21 protein-coding genes are annotated in these 15,388 nt (G+C 39.9%); 3 read left to right on the top strand and 18 right to left on the bottom strand.

Annotated elements, in window-relative coordinates:
• Positions 1 to 121 precede the first annotated feature (121 nt).
• The 4 genes from P5G49_RS14065 to P5G49_RS14050 all read right to left on the bottom strand — a co-directional run bounded on the left by P5G49_RS14065 (position 122) and on the right by P5G49_RS14050 (position 2,858).
• Positions 122 to 1,381 carry an ABC transporter permease gene (locus P5G49_RS14065; RefSeq protein WP_301244738.1) on the bottom strand — a complete coding sequence of 420 codons (1,260 nt, stop codon included), beginning with the start codon at positions 1,379 to 1,381 and terminating at the stop codon, positions 122 to 124.
• Complete coding sequence (locus tag P5G49_RS14060; RefSeq protein WP_301244736.1) at positions 1,374 to 2,273, bottom strand: ABC transporter ATP-binding protein; 900 nt, start codon at positions 2,271 to 2,273, stop codon at positions 1,374 to 1,376. Before P5G49_RS14060 ends, P5G49_RS14065 begins: the two co-directional genes overlap by 8 nt.
• A 73-nt stretch (positions 2,274 to 2,346) precedes the next feature.
• Positions 2,347 to 2,658, bottom strand: a complete 312-nt coding sequence (locus P5G49_RS14055) for a DUF2178 domain-containing protein (RefSeq protein ID WP_301244734.1) — start codon at positions 2,656 to 2,658, stop codon at positions 2,347 to 2,349.
• Positions 2,659 to 2,660: 2 nt separating this feature from the next.
• The gene (locus P5G49_RS14050; RefSeq protein WP_301244885.1) at positions 2,661 to 2,858 is read right to left on the bottom strand and encodes a helix-turn-helix transcriptional regulator; all 198 of its coding nucleotides are present in this window, start codon (positions 2,856 to 2,858) and stop codon (positions 2,661 to 2,663) included.
• Positions 2,859 to 3,026: 168 nt separating this feature from the next.
• Here P5G49_RS14050 and P5G49_RS14045 point away from each other — a divergent pair, with 168 nt between their 5' ends.
• Both P5G49_RS14045 and mgsA read left to right on the top strand, forming a co-directional pair.
• Positions 3,027 to 3,212 carry a YhzD family protein gene (locus P5G49_RS14045; RefSeq protein ID WP_301244732.1) on the top strand — a complete coding sequence of 62 codons (186 nt, stop codon included), beginning with the start codon at positions 3,027 to 3,029 and terminating at the stop codon, positions 3,210 to 3,212.
• A gap of 78 nt (positions 3,213 to 3,290) precedes the next feature.
• Positions 3,291 to 3,716 (top strand): methylglyoxal synthase, encoded by a 426-nt coding sequence (gene mgsA, locus P5G49_RS14040; RefSeq protein ID WP_301244730.1) that lies wholly within the window; start codon positions 3,291 to 3,293, stop codon positions 3,714 to 3,716.
• A 17-nt stretch (positions 3,717 to 3,733) separates the two neighbouring features.
• Here the strand turns inward: mgsA and P5G49_RS14035 are convergent, their stop codons facing one another.
• The 12 genes from P5G49_RS14035 to P5G49_RS13980 form a co-directional block, all read right to left on the bottom strand.
• Positions 3,734 to 4,549, bottom strand: a complete 816-nt coding sequence (locus tag P5G49_RS14035; RefSeq protein ID WP_301244728.1) for an STAS domain-containing protein — start codon at positions 4,547 to 4,549, stop codon at positions 3,734 to 3,736.
• A gap of 112 nt (positions 4,550 to 4,661) precedes the next feature.
• Positions 4,662 to 5,441, bottom strand: a complete 780-nt coding sequence (locus tag P5G49_RS14030) for an enoyl-CoA hydratase (RefSeq protein WP_301244726.1) — start codon at positions 5,439 to 5,441, stop codon at positions 4,662 to 4,664.
• Positions 5,442 to 5,562: 121 nt separating this feature from the next.
• A complete protein-coding gene (locus P5G49_RS14025) occupies positions 5,563 to 7,074 on the bottom strand; it encodes a coproporphyrinogen III oxidase (RefSeq protein ID WP_301244724.1) in 1,512 nt (503 codons plus the stop codon).
• 70 nt (positions 7,075 to 7,144) lie between these two features.
• The gene (locus P5G49_RS14020; RefSeq protein ID WP_301244722.1) at positions 7,145 to 7,492 is read right to left on the bottom strand and encodes a YlbF family regulator; all 348 of its coding nucleotides are present in this window, start codon (positions 7,490 to 7,492) and stop codon (positions 7,145 to 7,147) included.
• A gap of 12 nt (positions 7,493 to 7,504) precedes the next feature.
• The gene (locus P5G49_RS14015; protein ID WP_301244720.1) at positions 7,505 to 8,674 is read right to left on the bottom strand and encodes a DUF445 domain-containing protein; all 1,170 of its coding nucleotides are present in this window, start codon (positions 8,672 to 8,674) and stop codon (positions 7,505 to 7,507) included.
• A gap of 108 nt (positions 8,675 to 8,782) precedes the next feature.
• A complete protein-coding gene (locus P5G49_RS14010; RefSeq protein WP_301244718.1) occupies positions 8,783 to 9,376 on the bottom strand; it encodes a DUF2441 domain-containing protein in 594 nt (197 codons plus the stop codon).
• Between the two features lie 21 nt (positions 9,377 to 9,397).
• Positions 9,398 to 9,961 (bottom strand): AAA family ATPase, encoded by a 564-nt coding sequence (locus P5G49_RS14005; RefSeq protein WP_301244716.1) that lies wholly within the window; start codon positions 9,959 to 9,961, stop codon positions 9,398 to 9,400.
• Between the two features lie 43 nt (positions 9,962 to 10,004).
• The gene (locus P5G49_RS14000) at positions 10,005 to 10,841 is read right to left on the bottom strand and encodes a sugar nucleotide-binding protein (protein WP_301244714.1); all 837 of its coding nucleotides are present in this window, start codon (positions 10,839 to 10,841) and stop codon (positions 10,005 to 10,007) included.
• Positions 10,842 to 10,888: 47 nt separating this feature from the next.
• Positions 10,889 to 11,488: a hypothetical protein gene (locus tag P5G49_RS13995; RefSeq protein WP_301244712.1), complete on the bottom strand. Its 600-nt coding sequence runs from the start codon at positions 11,486 to 11,488 to the stop codon at positions 10,889 to 10,891.
• Positions 11,489 to 11,645: 157 nt separating this feature from the next.
• Positions 11,646 to 11,990, bottom strand: a complete 345-nt coding sequence (locus tag P5G49_RS13990; RefSeq protein ID WP_301244711.1) for a hypothetical protein — start codon at positions 11,988 to 11,990, stop codon at positions 11,646 to 11,648.
• Between the two features lie 501 nt (positions 11,991 to 12,491).
• Positions 12,492 to 13,061: a dienelactone hydrolase family protein gene (locus tag P5G49_RS13985; protein ID WP_301244710.1), complete on the bottom strand. Its 570-nt coding sequence runs from the start codon at positions 13,059 to 13,061 to the stop codon at positions 12,492 to 12,494.
• A 66-nt stretch (positions 13,062 to 13,127) separates the two neighbouring features.
• Positions 13,128 to 13,577, bottom strand: coding sequence for an SMI1/KNR4 family protein (locus tag P5G49_RS13980; protein ID WP_301244709.1), 450 nt, complete (start codon positions 13,575 to 13,577; stop codon positions 13,128 to 13,130).
• Between the two features lie 380 nt (positions 13,578 to 13,957).
• Between P5G49_RS13980 and P5G49_RS13975 the strand changes: the two genes are divergently transcribed.
• Positions 13,958 to 14,272: a hypothetical protein gene (locus P5G49_RS13975; RefSeq protein ID WP_301244707.1), complete on the top strand. Its 315-nt coding sequence runs from the start codon at positions 13,958 to 13,960 to the stop codon at positions 14,270 to 14,272.
• A 37-nt stretch (positions 14,273 to 14,309) separates the two neighbouring features.
• Here P5G49_RS13975 and P5G49_RS13970 read toward each other — a convergent pair whose 3' ends face one another.
• Positions 14,310 to 14,801, bottom strand: coding sequence for a hypothetical protein (locus P5G49_RS13970; RefSeq protein WP_301244705.1), 492 nt, complete (start codon positions 14,799 to 14,801; stop codon positions 14,310 to 14,312).
• Between the two features lie 71 nt (positions 14,802 to 14,872).
• Positions 14,873 to 15,340: a hypothetical protein gene (locus P5G49_RS13965; protein WP_301244703.1), complete on the bottom strand. Its 468-nt coding sequence runs from the start codon at positions 15,338 to 15,340 to the stop codon at positions 14,873 to 14,875.
• Between the last annotated feature and the right edge of the window lie 48 nt (positions 15,341 to 15,388).

Genomic DNA, 15,388 nt, shown 5'->3' with positions numbered 1-15,388 from the left:
GGAAATGATCGATATATGTTGGGAAATGACCGATAAAAGTTAGGAAATAACCGATAACTTCCGATTCAACAAAAAAAGCCGCCTCGACGTTGTTTTCATCAACGCGAAGCGGTATTTCGCCTTACTCTTTCCCTAATTGAATCGCTTTCTTAATATCTTTCAAGGAACGGGATGGCCCATACATGAGGACTCCTCCGCGATACACTCTTGCCCCGAACCACCCAAGAATGAATATGGTAAGTAGCATGATAGCAATCGCCAATAATGGCTCCCACATCGGTAACCCTAAAATTCCTACCCGCAAGAACATGACAAACGGGGCGAAGAACGGGAAGAATGATGTATATTTAACATAAGCTGCTTCAGGATTGTTTAGACCCGTTGCAGCGATGATGAACCCGATTACAATAAGCACCGTCATCGGCATGATCATTTGCTGAACGTCTTCCGTTCTGCTAACCAATGATCCCAATAATGCGGCAAGCGTCGCATAGAGGAAATAACCTAAAATGAAGAAAACAGCTGCGTACACCAATGTGCTGGTGCTTACATTTTTCAGGCTGAAGATTTCAGCAAAGCCACCCGGTACTTCAGTCGCAGAAGTTTTAAAGGCGATGTAACCTGTAATCCCGTAAATGACGATTTGTAAAATTCCAAGTGACCCGATACCTAATACTTTCGCAAACATATGCTTTACTGGCGAGACACTTGAAATCATGATTTCCATTACTCTTGAAGACTTCTCATTCGCAACATCCATAGCGATCATCGTTGAATACATAATTACAGACATGTAAATAACGAACATGAGGATATAGACGAGTATCTGTGCAGTCACCAATTCTTCTTCTGATTTTGCTGAAGGTGAGACATTTTTCTGGTCAAATTGGATTGGTGTGAACAATGTTTGGACTTCCGTACCGGATAAAGAAAGCTCTTCCGCTTTCATTTGAGTCTGTATGGATTGCAAAGCTTCCTGGATTCGCGAAGGTAAACTAAAATCCATTAAGCTCATTGTTGTGTAATTCGCATGGATGATTCCATGTTCATCCACCGATACGGATAAGAAGGAATCAATGTCCTTTGCAGTCAATTCATCGGTAAGCTCTTTTTCGGATTTCGTAGAGGCCTCGACTTGGATTCCGCTTCCCCCTGCCTCAAACTGTTCCTTCAACCTGTCTACGAGCATTCCACTTGAGTCAATGACTTGAAGGGTCTCTTTCTCATCCCCGCCCGAAACATGTTGTACGGTATCAATAATTTTCGGCATGTTCGCTAACAGGAAGATTGCCGCCATCATGATCAATGTAGTGATGAAGAAGGACTTCGCCTTGGCCTTTGTTATAAACGATTGTTTGAAGATAATCCAGAATTCACGCATGTTCTTTTCCCACCTTTGCAATGAAGATGTCTTGCAAGGAAGGCTCTTCAATTTCAAAATGACGGATTGGACCTTCTTTTAATGCTGCCGTCAATAATTCATTCGCGACATCTTCCTCTTCGATTTGGAAGACGGCGCCTTCCACTGAATGGGCAACTGATAGGATACCTCGGATACGATCGAGATTGGTTAAATCGTAATCGGAACGAATCCTTACATTCTGCCTTCCGAATGAACGCTTCACATCGCGCAATGATCCACTCACAATTTGTTTTCCTTTATGAATGATGCTCAGCTCTTCACATAACTCCTCTACATGATCCATCCGATGACTGGAAAATAGGATTGTAGCGCCATTATTCCTGAAATCTATGATTGCTTTCTTCAACATTTCCACATTGACCGGGTCAAGACCGGAAAATGGTTCGTCAAGAATTAGCAGCTTTGGATCATGCATGAGAGCAGCAATCACTTGGATCTTTTGCTGATTCCCTTTTGAGAGCTCCTCCACTTTTTTATTCTTATACTGCGGCACTTCGAAACGTTCCAGCCATTGGTCAATGGCCCGCTTTGCATCAGCTTTATTCATTCCCCTTAGTTCACCAAGGAAAATAAGTTGCTCTTCCACTTTCATCTTTGGATAAAGGCCGCGTTCTTCTGGCAAATAGCCGATTTCAGGACTTGTCGCGTATGAAATCGTTTTGCCGTTCCAAGCGATTTGGCCTTCATTTGCATTCAATAATCCTAAGATCATCCGGAACGTTGTCGTTTTACCGGCACCGTTCGCGCCAAGGAAGCCGTACATTGTCCCTTTTTCGATTTTCAAATTCAAATGGTCTACGGCCGTAAAATTGCCGAACCTCTTTGTAACGTTCTCAAGTTGTAAAGCCATTATATTTCCCCTTTCCGGTTTCCCTACGATTCTATTACGTGATTACTTGATGTTTGGTTTCATTAAATCCTTTTTAATGGTGTTTATTAACAATAGCAGCCCCTATCGCCCATGAAATCATATGAATGATCCATAGTGCCGTTAGAATGAAAAACGCCAATTTCGCCCCTTCGACAATCATGACGATGATCCAGGCAATTAAAATTGTACCGGTCATCACCTTCCAGGAGATTGATCTTGCGTGCCTGTGGAGATTTTTATATCTTTCATCAAAGATACGTTCCTTCTTGCCTTTTTTCCAAACAAAAAACCAAACGATTGCCCATATGACTAATCCAAGTGGCAAACCTACCAAAAAGGTCCAAATGTCAAACCCTTCGTGCATATTCACTCCTCCTCCGGCTTAAAAATATCTTCAATACTGCAATTAAAGAGTTTTGCTATTTTAAATGCTAAGATCAATGACGGATTGTATCTTCCTTTTTCAAGTGAGATGATTGTCTGCCTTGAGACTTCCAATTTCTCCGCAAGGTCATCCTGCGTCATTCCCATCGCGGTCCGCATTTCTCTAATCAAGTTTTCCAGTTAAAAGAACCTCCTTCAGTTGTAAAGGTCGCTTTACGTAAAGGTTACTTTACTATATGCTGAATGTCAAGCAACCTTTACAATTATTTCTCACTATTTAAATGAATCGCTATTCACTACCTATGTTTTCGTTGTATAATGGATAAAATGTTCAGGGGGATGAATGGCTTGAAAACTTATAAATTGACTGCATATGAAAAAACAGGGGAATTGATCACCGAGGAAACATTTACAGCGGAAAATGATGAGTTGGCGAAAGAAAAAGGCCATGCAATGCTTACAGAGAAAAATCTTCTTGAGCAAACACACCGTCTTGCTTCGCCTGCTGGAAAATTATTGCTGTTTCATACATGATGAAATTCGTGTAGAAAATTTGGCTGCACTTTAGCCATGTGATACCCTTAGTGTACAAGATGAATGTGAGGTGTTCCTGTGAAAATTGCACTTGTTGCACATGATCAGAAAAAGGATGAAATGGTGAATTTCACGATTGCTTATAAGCATATCTTTTCTAAATACGAACTTTACGCCACTGGAACAACAGGTACGCGTATCATGAAGGAAACTGGACTCGAAGTTCATCGTATGATGTCCGGACCTTTAGGCGGAGATCAGCAGATCGGGGCAATGATTGCGACCGGAAAAATGGATTTGATCATTTTCTTCCGTGATCCATTGACAGCCCAACCGCATGAACCGGATGTCAGTGCACTTCTACGACTTTGCGATGTTTACGGAATACCGCTTGCTACGAATATCGCTACTGCGGAATTATTGATAAAATCTGTTGAGAAAGGCTATTTCTCGTGGCGCAATACAGTGGATAAATACAAAACAAAAGGACCAGATCCCCTGTGAGGGAACCGGTCCTTTTGTCAATCTTTAAAGTAGATACTGAGTGCCTTTTGAAGCGTTCCAACCATTTGAGTGTTTTCATCGAACTGCACTCCCATACGGACCATGCTTCTGACTACATCCGGCCGAAGCCCTGTAATCGCAGTCCTGCATCCCATCAAGGCAGCCCCGTCAATGATTTTCGTCAACTGGTCAATCACTTCCGCTTCCATATCTGCAATCCCTGAAAGGTCCATAAGTAACGTCTGTATATGTAAACGGCCAACTTCCATCAGTACCTTCTCTTCCATCACTTTCGATCTGTAATAATCTATTGAACCGATGATTGGAAGGATGCAGACGGATTCAGTAATCGGAATAATTGGAACGGATAGGTTTTCAACCAATTCCCTCTGAGTTCTCAAGAGCTCATCTTTAAATAACGAATAATTAATGAAAAATGCATTCAGGAATTGGTCAATTTGATTGTTAATCTGCTTTTCTATAGAGAAAAAGTCCACTTCTATATCTCGTTCTACAATATAATTTTGGACAAAAATCCAGATTGTCCTCCGTATTGCTTGAACCCACTCTAACTTGAAAGATAGCGTCAATGAATAAGTAGCCCAGGCAATTCCCTCTTGCTTGGCAAACGCCTTCATCTCTTCTTCTTTAACTTCAATAACATAAAAAACAAGGCGGTGTGCATTATTGATAAGATCGATATTGCCAACTTTTAATATTCCTTCGATATTCTCCCTGACGTTAACAGCTTGGCCCAATAACTCATTTTCAAAATTCTGTTTATTATCACTAAGATAATCAAGCATCCCTTGGTTTTTGAAAATATGTTCCATCTAAGTTTCCCCCCAGAATTTATTCACGCCGCCTCCTTGTTTACCCGCCGGAAAAAGAGGTTAAACCTATTCTTACATATTTTCCTTGAAGATGTGCACAGTTTGTACTATTCTACTTGCCTTGGAATACAGGTTTGCGTTTTTGTACAAAAGCGTTGATGCCTTCCATATGATCTTCCGTCTTGCGCATGGCGACTTGTTGTTCGCTTTCCATCCGTAACACATTTTCGAGCTCACCAATCTTTTGTTCATGTAAAATCTTTTTAGAAGCAATCATAGCTGCTATTGGCGCCGATAAGAATTTCATCGCAAGCCCTTCTGCTGCCTGGCCGACAGTACCGTCTGGAACGAGTTGATCGACCAACCCTTTTTCCTTCGCGACTTGCCCGTTCATTACTTCTCCTGCCCAAATAAGCTGTTTTGCTTGCGCCACGCCAATTCGCTCTTTCAGGAAGAAATGGCCGGCTCCATCCGGCACAAGTCCGATGCCAATGAAATTCATCGCAAGTTTGCTATTTTCTTCAGCGATAATGACGTCACAGCCGAGTGCCATGCTAAAACCGAGTCCAGCTGAAGCGCCATGGATGGCAGCGATTGTAATTTGTGGGAGTTCGTATAGTGCTTTTGCAAGCCGCGATACATCGACCATGACCTTTCCGATATCCATCGAAGATTCCGGATCGACCATCTTCTTAATATCGCCACCTGCTGAAAACACATTGCCTTCTCCTTGAATAATTAGCACTTGAGCTTCAGTATCCGATTTCAACGCTTCGAAAGCATCCGCCAATTCCTTCATCATAATGTCATCCATTGCATTCATGGAAGCAGGCCTGTTTAACTTCAAACGAGCAAGTCTGCCTTCCTTCGTCAGTTCAATTGTAGAATACATATATTATCCCCCTTTAAAAATGAATAGTCATTCACTACTTACTATTCGCTGAAAGTCAGGTAACTCCTTCTTTTAAAAGAAAAACCTTGGCATATAAAATGCCAAGGCAAAATCTTTATCTTCATTCAGCTTGAACAGCTTCCGGGAAAATCCGCTCCAAATGTTCAATCTTCTTATCGATATACTCCTCAAATGTCAAAATATAAGCAGCTGGATCTTTCGGATTCTGGAATTGCGTGATTTTACCCGTTGCCGGCTCCATGAATTTACTTGAAGCCCCGCAGCCGATGCCGATGATCGTCTGGACTTCTTCCATGATGATAATATTGTACAAGCTCTCTTCACCCGGTTTTGCATAGCCGACATTTTCCAAGTTTCCAAGGATGTTTTTTTGGCGGTAGAGATAGTATGGGACATAGCCATTTTGCCTCGTCCATTCTTCTCCCAATTGCATCATCTGCTCAACCGTTTTCCGGTCCGCCACTTTATATTTGTTTTTATTCCGTGTCATTTCGGAAGCTCTTTTAAATGAAAGCGTATGAACAGTCAACGATTCAGGCTGCATTTTCTCGGTTTCATCGAGTGAATGCCGGAATTCCTCAAGCCCTTCGTTTGGAAGGCCGATAATTAAATCCATATTGATGTTTTTCAAGCCCATATTTCGGGACAGCCAAAACTTGTCGATTGTTTCCTGGACGGAATGATGCCGCCCGATTGCTTTCAACGTTTCATCCGTATACGACTGCGGGTTCACGCTAATACGGTCGATTCCCCATTTTTTCAGCACTTCGATCTTTTCGGGGGTAATCGTATCCGGACGACCCGCTTCAACCGTAACCTCACGAACTTCCTTCATATATGGGAATGAATCATACATCGTCTGATAGAGGGCGTCCATTTCGTCAGCCTCGATTGAAGTCGGCGTTCCTCCGCCAAAATAGATTGTTGTTATTTTAATATCACGCTTCGTCAACCAATTCCCGATTTCACGGATTTCTTCATGCAACCCGTCAAGGAACGATTCAACTCGGCCATTTTTACGATGGATCGCATACGCCGGGAATGTGCAGTAGGCGCATTTCGTCGGACAAAATGGTATTCCAATATAAATACTCACTTCATTCCTTAGGTCATGCAAGTCAGGAATAGCTCGAAGTTGTACACGTTCGATCGTTTCCAATAGTTCGCTTTTCTCTTCTGAAATACGATGCTTATCCATTAAAAGCTGCTTGACGGTTTCACGGTCATATCCCATCTGCCGATACTTATGATACAGTTTAGTCGGGCGGATTCCTGTGAGAATTCCCCATGACTGTTTCATTCCGGTATACTGTTCCAACACCTCAAGGAACACATGTGAATAAATCCTTTTTAGCTGGCGGTTTTCAGTCTCAGATCCATCACTCGTCTCCTGCTCCGTGAATGCGGCGTTATATAAGTTGTCGCCTTGTTTAAGGGTTGCGGTTCCACATAGCAATCCATTTGCATCCTTGTCAACGGATAGATCAATATGAATCCCCTCTTCTACAGGGTCGTCAATTACTTTTGATTGCTCAAAGAAAAGATTGGCAAGATGGGTGAACATCCTGATCCAATCTTGTTCGAATGGTTTAGTTAGAATTATCTTTTGCATTTTCGCTCCATCTTTCATTTATTAATTCACTAAAATATAACACAAAAAAACCGGCTAAGCCGGTTTTTCTTCACATTTGCTCATATAACTCTTGTACAGGTTTCATCAGTACGCGGTTCACTTCTTCGATTAATCCGCTCAATCCCATTTCAGCTTGCAGCATTTGCATGATTTTATCATTTTGCTGTGCAAGTTGAGCAGTTTTTTGAGCGTATTCTAATTCTTCGCCTGCAATTTCCTCGCCTTGCATCTGTTTTTCTTGTAGCGTCATTTGAATTTTACGGAAGCTCTTGAACAGTTCCAATGCCTGCTCATCGTTTTTCACTTCTTCAATCGCTTGTTGCACTTGTGCAAATTCATTGGTCTTTCGAAGTGTTGCTTCCAATTTGTTTAAATCATCGTAAATATTAACAGTCATCATTAATTCCCCCTAAGATAAGTTTGTGAAAAAGACGATCAATCCTTGTACAATCCCGATTACACCGCCTAATAATGCGCCAAGCACGGTAATCATTTTAAACTCTCTTCTTGAAATTCCAAGGACAAGATCTTCAAGTACAGCAACCGGGAACGTATCGACTTGTTCCTTGACGATTTCATCAAGCTTCAACTTCTTCATCGACAATTCAAGCTGCTTTTCCGCTTGATCAAAAGCAAAGCTCACAAGTTTCGGAGTCAGATTTTCAGAAGTCCATTCGGACCCTTGTGGCCAATAGTCTTGGATTGTTTTATCCAATCTGGATTCGAGAGCAAGTTCCTTTTTAGCATATGCTTTGACGGACGCGAACAGTCCTTCCCAATTAAAACCGGACAGCATTTCAGCAGTCGGACGTTTTTGGAGTTTCGTGAATTCTTTATCAATCAATGAATGCAGAAGGTTGTAAGTTCCTGGGGCGTTTATGAATTTCAGCGCTTCCTTTTGTACCTTTTCAACAAGGGAATTCGAATCGCCGAAGAACATGCCCAAGACGCCTCCAAATGTCCCTTTAGACTCTAAGAAGTCATTGATCATTTTTTGAAACATCACTTTCCCTTCGGGGGAGTCAACGTATTGCTCCGCGCGATTAAGGATATATGATGTCGCCTTCGGGATATATTCCTTCATTTGCTCCTGATAGTTGATCGGAACGACTTCTTCGATTGTACCCGTTGTCAATTTCGTGCGTACATTCCTGAGCTGTGCATCGATAACTGCTTCAATTTTATTCTCGATGTTCTGGGTTAGCGTGGATGCTCCAGCCAATTGCAACCAATCGTTCAATGTCTTGTCCGAATGAAGAATATGTTCCTCAATCTTGTTTTGAAGGAATGCCTCCGCCTTTTTTTCATTTTCAGGTGTGAGTAGTTTGTTCCGGAACATATCCGGCGTTAATAAATAGTTTGTGACGGTTTTACCTAATTGTACGGCGAGTTCGTCCCGGCGTTTTGGAATGAGCCCGGGTGTGAAGGGCAGCCGCCATTTGCCGATATATTTTGCTTCATGGGGCCTGAAGAGCATTTTAATCGCGAGGTGATTTGTAAATCCTCCGATGAGTGCTCCGATGAGTGCCATAAAAAGCAATGTCCATATGAAATTCAATCGCTTCACCTTATTTCTCATTCGTTCGGTTCCAATTATAACAGAATGTGATCATTTGGAAAAAGTATTCGATGTCGTTCCAAAAAATAGCCGATTACAGAGTAGCAATCGGTTTGAAAGATCTATATTTCATTCATAAAAATCGTCGATAATTTCCAGTACCTCAATCTTCCCGTTAATCAACAACTCGGGAAGGGTGTTGTTTATATTGCCATTCCAATATTCTCTTGCTTGTTCTATTTTTTTCGAGAAAGGGACTCCGTCTTCTTTTGGTAGGAGATCTCCATCCCCTTCAAAATAGCTTCCAGTAACATTTAGTTTAACGATCTGCAAAACTTTACGATTGAATGAATCAAATACTTGCTTCCACTTAAGGACATCCTCATAACTTTTCGCTGCATATAAGCAGGATAGCCGCGAAGGATATTGAGGGAATTCCTCTAACCGAACCATTTCCACTATCACTTCCCGAGCAGCCCTAATAGTTTGCCCGATAGACATAATAGCCACATCGGCATCTTCTTTTGTTAGCGTCAGACCGTCACGCGTGTAGTGGCTGTGTAGTATGTGAATATAATCTTCGCCTTTAGAATTCACTATCTCTTTTTCAAAGAAGAAGCGGTATAAGGTGTTTTTTTGATTGTTATCGAAATGGATGATCTGACCAAGGTTCATTTTATTCCTTGTTACAAGATGATAAGCGTAAAATTGTTTTTCCCCCATAGATTTTCTCCTATCTTCCTATCAAAAAGTTGAAATACGAACAATTTCTTTTATGACAGATTCAACTTCTTCGTTATCCTTTATCTTGAACAGATAGTCAGCCTCTCCCTCTACCGGATCAATAAAATCATCCAAATGGGATTCAGCCTGTTGCCTTACCAATACTTCCTCAAAATTGGAATAAGGACCTCTAAATATATTTGTGCTTCGTTGACTATTCGTTACCCGCTCATGCAGAATTTCATCAGGAATATCAAAATGAACAAGGATACGTAAAAATTCATTTTCAGGGTAGATTTCTTTAAGTAAAAATTCCCTTCCTTTTTTTGTTCGATTAGAGTTACTTGCTATAATATGAAAGTCAGTATGTTTCTTGGCATAATCAACAATTAACCGTGAAATAGAATGTTTAAGCGTGTTAGGTCCTGATTTGGGTTGCAGCTTTTCGTAATAGGTATTTACAAACTCCGCATGGTTATCCTGGTCCATGATAAAAGAGTTGTCCAATTCTTTCTCTAAATGCTTTGCAAAAGTACTTTTTCCAGTGTGTGTCTTTCCTACAGTAATAATTACTAACCTTTTCATAAGTGCCCTCCGCTATCGTCTAACTCCTACACTAAGAAAATAATCATACCTCTCTAAACTTTGTTTTTAATAAAGAGCTGCATTTTTCAGTGTTTAAGGATGTATCTAAAGAAACTCCCCTTCTTATAGCTTCTTTAATTGGAATTCGATCCGGCTCAATTAACGTATGATCCAGTTTTAATTTATCAGCCATCTTTAGGGAAAAGGTATAATAGCTTTCTTTGGTTTTTGGACCAACGTGCAAAAACCCTATATAGTCGATTGACAACAGTTCACTTATCGCATGTGCAAGATCTTCTACATGAACAAAAGTTTTAAAAAGATTATCGGCTCTTTTATAAGGTGTATTGGCTGTCAAAGCGGATTGTAAAGCCAATACTCTAAAATCCCAATTCCCGTTTAGATCTTGACCGTACAATGGACCAGTTCGAAGAATAATATAATTTCGATGTCCTTTCTGTATCATTTTTTCACCGTCTAATTTAGCATTCGTATATGCTGATAATGGGTTATGCGTATCAAGATAAGAGAGTGCAGCATATTCATCAAAACAGCCTTGGCCGCTTGAAAATATTCCATCAGTTGAAACGTAAATCAACTTTGTTTGTTTATCCATCCTATTTAACAGATGTTTTAAACCGGTATGTATTAATGTCTCTTCGTTATCAGCACTCATCACTGCCCAAATGACAAAATCAGGGTTATATTTCCTGTAAAATTCACCAAACTTTTTCTCATTATTAATATCAATGTTATATAAACCTTCTATCTCTGATGACTTACTTGTCCCCACTATCTCCTTGAATCGATTATCTTTCAATAAATTATGATGGACATGACCACCAAGAAAACCACTTGCACCTAAGACAAGGACTCTCATAGCTTCCCCCTCAACTTCCACGCTTGTTCTACTTTTCCACACCAACTTTAAGTACAAGCAATGTAATACCAATTCTTGCTCATTTTTTGTTTCTTTACGATCTTTGCCATAACATCTTCATCTTGAGGCTCGACACCGTTTGGAGAATAAACATAGCCCGAAAAGCTATCAAGCAATCCTCTGCGGGTGAAGAAAAGTAATTTATCATCCACCTTCATTACTTCTCTTCCGTCAGACAAAGAACGGCTATATCCATTTGGAACAGGAATAAGATCACCACGGCTATTCGAGGTTTGTATTTCCCCATCCATTATTAAATTCGCAACTTCTTCTCTATTCTCAAGGTTAAAAGTGAACTCGGCTTTTCGAAGAAGCGGAGAGAAGGGTTGGTTTATCATTATGAATATCAGTAAAAAACTTACCAGTAGTAAGACTAAATTTGCCTTTCTCTCTTTTTTCTTAAAGAAATCTACTATTAGGAAAATCATGATTACGATTATGCCAATAAATGAAATCAGAAACAAAGGGATATTCACGAAGAGCCAAATTGAGAAACCGAAAATAAAGTGACTAACAACTTCTCCAACAATATACAAAGCAAATAACGTACTTAATATAAAGCTGATCTTGTTATTTCTACTACCCATTTTTCAACCTCCCACTAATAGAATTACAATTATTTCGACGATTCTAATTGCAGGAGGTTGCATGGCTATACCTAAAATAACTTTCCTCAAGGAATCATAAAACTACCGCTATAAAGATTTCGCCTATCATGTATCTCCCACCTTTATAAAGACTTTGTTATTCGGAATGCCTTGTTTTAACCACTTTATTGACTACATTGTCATAGCCATCTAAAATATACGATTCTAAGATTAATTTATTTTTCGATTTAAAATAGTAATATACTTTTTGATCCCCCTCTAACCTAACAACTACCATCCAATGCCTATCTCCTGCAAGATTAGATTTGAATTTATCTATTACACTAATTTCATTTTGGGTATATCCTTCTTCTTCCAAATACTCTTCAACAAATATCTTGACAGTGTTCAACTTATAAAAACTATACAAATTAAACCCAACGAGAATTACAATTATCAGCACAATCAAAAAATAAATTTTAGTAGAACGTTTCCACCTCATTTGTTTCATCCTTTCGCTCTACTTGGGATTTAGGGCCATCCTAAGAAAATACTTTTTTTCTTTTTGTCTCTCCACGGGCTCTGTTTGTTGAATAATCCGTCAACTCATAATCAATTTTAGCACAAAACGCGGGAAATGATCGATAACTAAAAAACACCACCCCATCGTCTATCGATGGGGTGGTGAGTATCTAAATCACGGTACAGGTTGTTGATCTATTTAGTTAAGATAAATAAAAATGATTGTAAAGAGAACAATTGGAAATCCCGCGTAATCTATATATTTTTTCCCAAATGATTTGTCTTTCTTAAAATAGACTATTAAGTAATTCGTTAAAACAAACAAAGCGGATATTAGAAAGAACACGAAATAATTTAAAAACCCACCAAAATGCAGTAATAGTACAACCATCGAATAAAAAGTAAACCTCACCGTTCCATAATTTAAAATCCCCATAAAGACAGCACCTCGTTAATCTATGACTAAAGTAATCTTATTCTTTTATGCGAGAAAATCGAGAACCCGCTTGATCACAAGTTTTGTCGCGTTAGCATCGTAAGATGGTAAACTGTTATCAGTGAAGAGGTGCTCCTTGCCTTCGTACAGAAAAAGCTCAGCATGATTGGCCGATGCCACCAGCTCACGTGCCGCATTGATGTCGCCATCTTCAACAAAAAAAGGATCTGCACTCATGGCATGAATTTGCACAGGCAAGTCGACCGGCCACTGAGATTCGAACGCAGAGGTCGGGAGGCAGGCATGAAAAAATAGTGCGCCTCTAGCGCCTTCACGAGTTTGAGCGAGCTGCTGTGCTGCAGGGACACCAAGTGAAAAACCAGCATAGACAACATTGTGTGAAAGCTCGCTGGCTGCCCGAACTCCGCGCGCCGTCACTTCATTAAATCCGATTTCCTTAACAAAAGCCAAGCCTTCCTCCAGCTTGGAAAATGTGCGACCGTGAAATAAATCTGGCACGTGCACAGTATGTCCCGCGTCTTTCAGATACTCTGCGATTGCCTCAATCCCCTTCGTTCGGCCTAAAACATGGTGTAACAACAGAATTTCTGCCATCTGCTTACCCTCCAATTTAATGAAATTCATATGGCAAAGTTTCGATAAAGTAGCCCGTTTTACCTGTCATACAGCCGCTGTTAACTTACTCATGAACTCGGTAAAAGTGTCAGCAAGCACATGAAAATTGTTCCCATTGCCCTCATCTGGTTCAACGTAGGCGACATTTGGGATTTCCCGATTTTCATAGTTAAATCCAACCCAGGCGTGGCCACTGCCCGAGAACAAGACAAGTTCTCCGGGTAGACCCCATTCCTCTATGAAATAATCGCTCAACATCAAACCTTCTTCATTAGCCCCCATGATTTCTTCTAATAAAATGAAATGATCACCACTTTCGATAGGAAAATCTACAAGAAAAGCTTGATGCGTGTCTTTGACTATTCCTCCATTTGCAATTTTCAATAGTTGTATGAAATCAGAAGGCAATTTTCTGCCAAGAGTTTGTTCGACACGTGTGATTTCTTCGTCAGTTGCGGGTTTATTCATTGTTTCGTTACAGAATATGTGTTGCATAGAATTGCTCCCTTATCATTTTTTTACCCGTTTATTGAATAAGAGTTCTACTTGACGTTCCTCAATCTCTTATTATTTCAAAATAAACGCAACAGCTTATACAGCAATTGCGCCCGTTAAAAGAACATAAATAATGCGTCTAAATTTAGTTCTCATCCAGCCAAATCAAATGGGGTTGATTCTCCATTGATCAACACTTCAATGATTTCCAGTAAAACACAATCCCAATAAGCCATCTACTTAAAAATCTATTTTAACATAAAATCCCTGTGTCCTTTCAAAATATCCATTTTTTTCAGATAAATAGTTAATGCAAGTATGTACTTTATACATGCATTATTGTAAACTTGCGAAGAGTTGAACAAAAGGGAGTTGGAGAATTGAAACAAGGTATTCACATTAAGATTCAAGACCGTTCAGAATTAAGTGAGCGGGAAAAAGACATTCTGCACACGGGTATTCTAAACACATTAGCTTTCGCTGGCTACATCGGAGTCATCAGCAAAGGTGAAGGCGGAGAGGGCACGGCATTTAATCCGATTGAGGATTGCTTTATCGGAATAACCATGATTTATCAAAAGCCGATTCCTGATGAAATGGCAGAGGAATTGGTTGAATCCATTACAAGAAGACTGACCACATACTTTAAAATGAGTAAAATTGAAATGGATCTGAAAGTGGAGTTGGCATACTGAAGTAATAGAAAAAACGCTCTCTCTTGAGCGTTTCTCATTAAAGTCCATTAGTAAAAGTGAATTCTTTGGAAACAGGGAATCCTAAATACCTGTACTTTATGGTGATAGATTCAATTGGTTCCCCATAGTCCTTAATTCTGAGGCCATAATGAATAGGGGTCATTTCTTTTCTATTGATAATACCTACTATTTCCTCGCTCGGTATCTGCGGATTAACGTATTCACTATCTAATTCACCAAACACTATTAGTTTGTTATCCGTCCCGCTTTGAACAATTTGGGAAGTGTCATAGCTTATCCCTAATTCCACCTCATTGTTAACTCGTTTATTTATTAATACTTCTTTCAGTTGCACTCGACTAATTCCTTCGTTGTGAAAATGAATTACAATATCTTTGTCTCCGCCCGGATTTTCAACAGTTGAATTACTTCCGTTCAAAACAATAGGATTACTAAGGTAAATGAAACCAAGAAATGCAGCGATAATACCAAATAAGATAGTCGATTTTACCAAAGCACGTCTTTTCAAACCATCCCCCCTATTATTTAGGATGCTTATTCTTTGAGAAAAATCTCCAACTAAACCTGATTCTCGCCCGACTAATCGGCAACTTTAAAGTCTACCGTCGCTTTAATATTCACTCTTTCCCGATTTTCCAATGAGAAGTCTGTCTCCCCATTAATAACATAATAACCAGAGGGAAAGCCATCGTTCTTCCAGAAATCTTTTATAAATCTTACGTCATCATTAGGGGTATTTTCTGAATATCCACCGCTTTTCACGTATTCTTCTCGATAAGGTTCACCCTGTTTAAGGACTGTTGCTACTTCGAGGTCATCTACGCCAAAATCAATCTCGAACCCTCTTGTCTTTTCTTCCAAAGTAAACAGAATAGCAGAGGAAGAATGACGTATAGTGACTTCATCTTTATCTCCTATATAAGTTATTTCGCCGTATAGTTTCACATCCTCCCCCTTTCCATATTCCTTCTTTTCGCTAACAAGCCGGAAAACAAAATCGCCTTGAACATTTTCGTCTATTGTCTTTATAACTTCATAATCCTCCAAATCACTGCTGTTGGTCTGATGTGATGAGCTACAACCTGAAACAAAAAG

Origin of the sequence: Sporosarcina highlanderae (assembly GCF_030433715.1) — a bacterium.
GTDB classification, from domain to species: Bacteria; Bacillota; Bacilli; order Bacillales_A; family Planococcaceae; genus Sporosarcina; species Sporosarcina highlanderae.
This window is presented reverse-complemented; position numbering and strand designations above follow the sequence as displayed.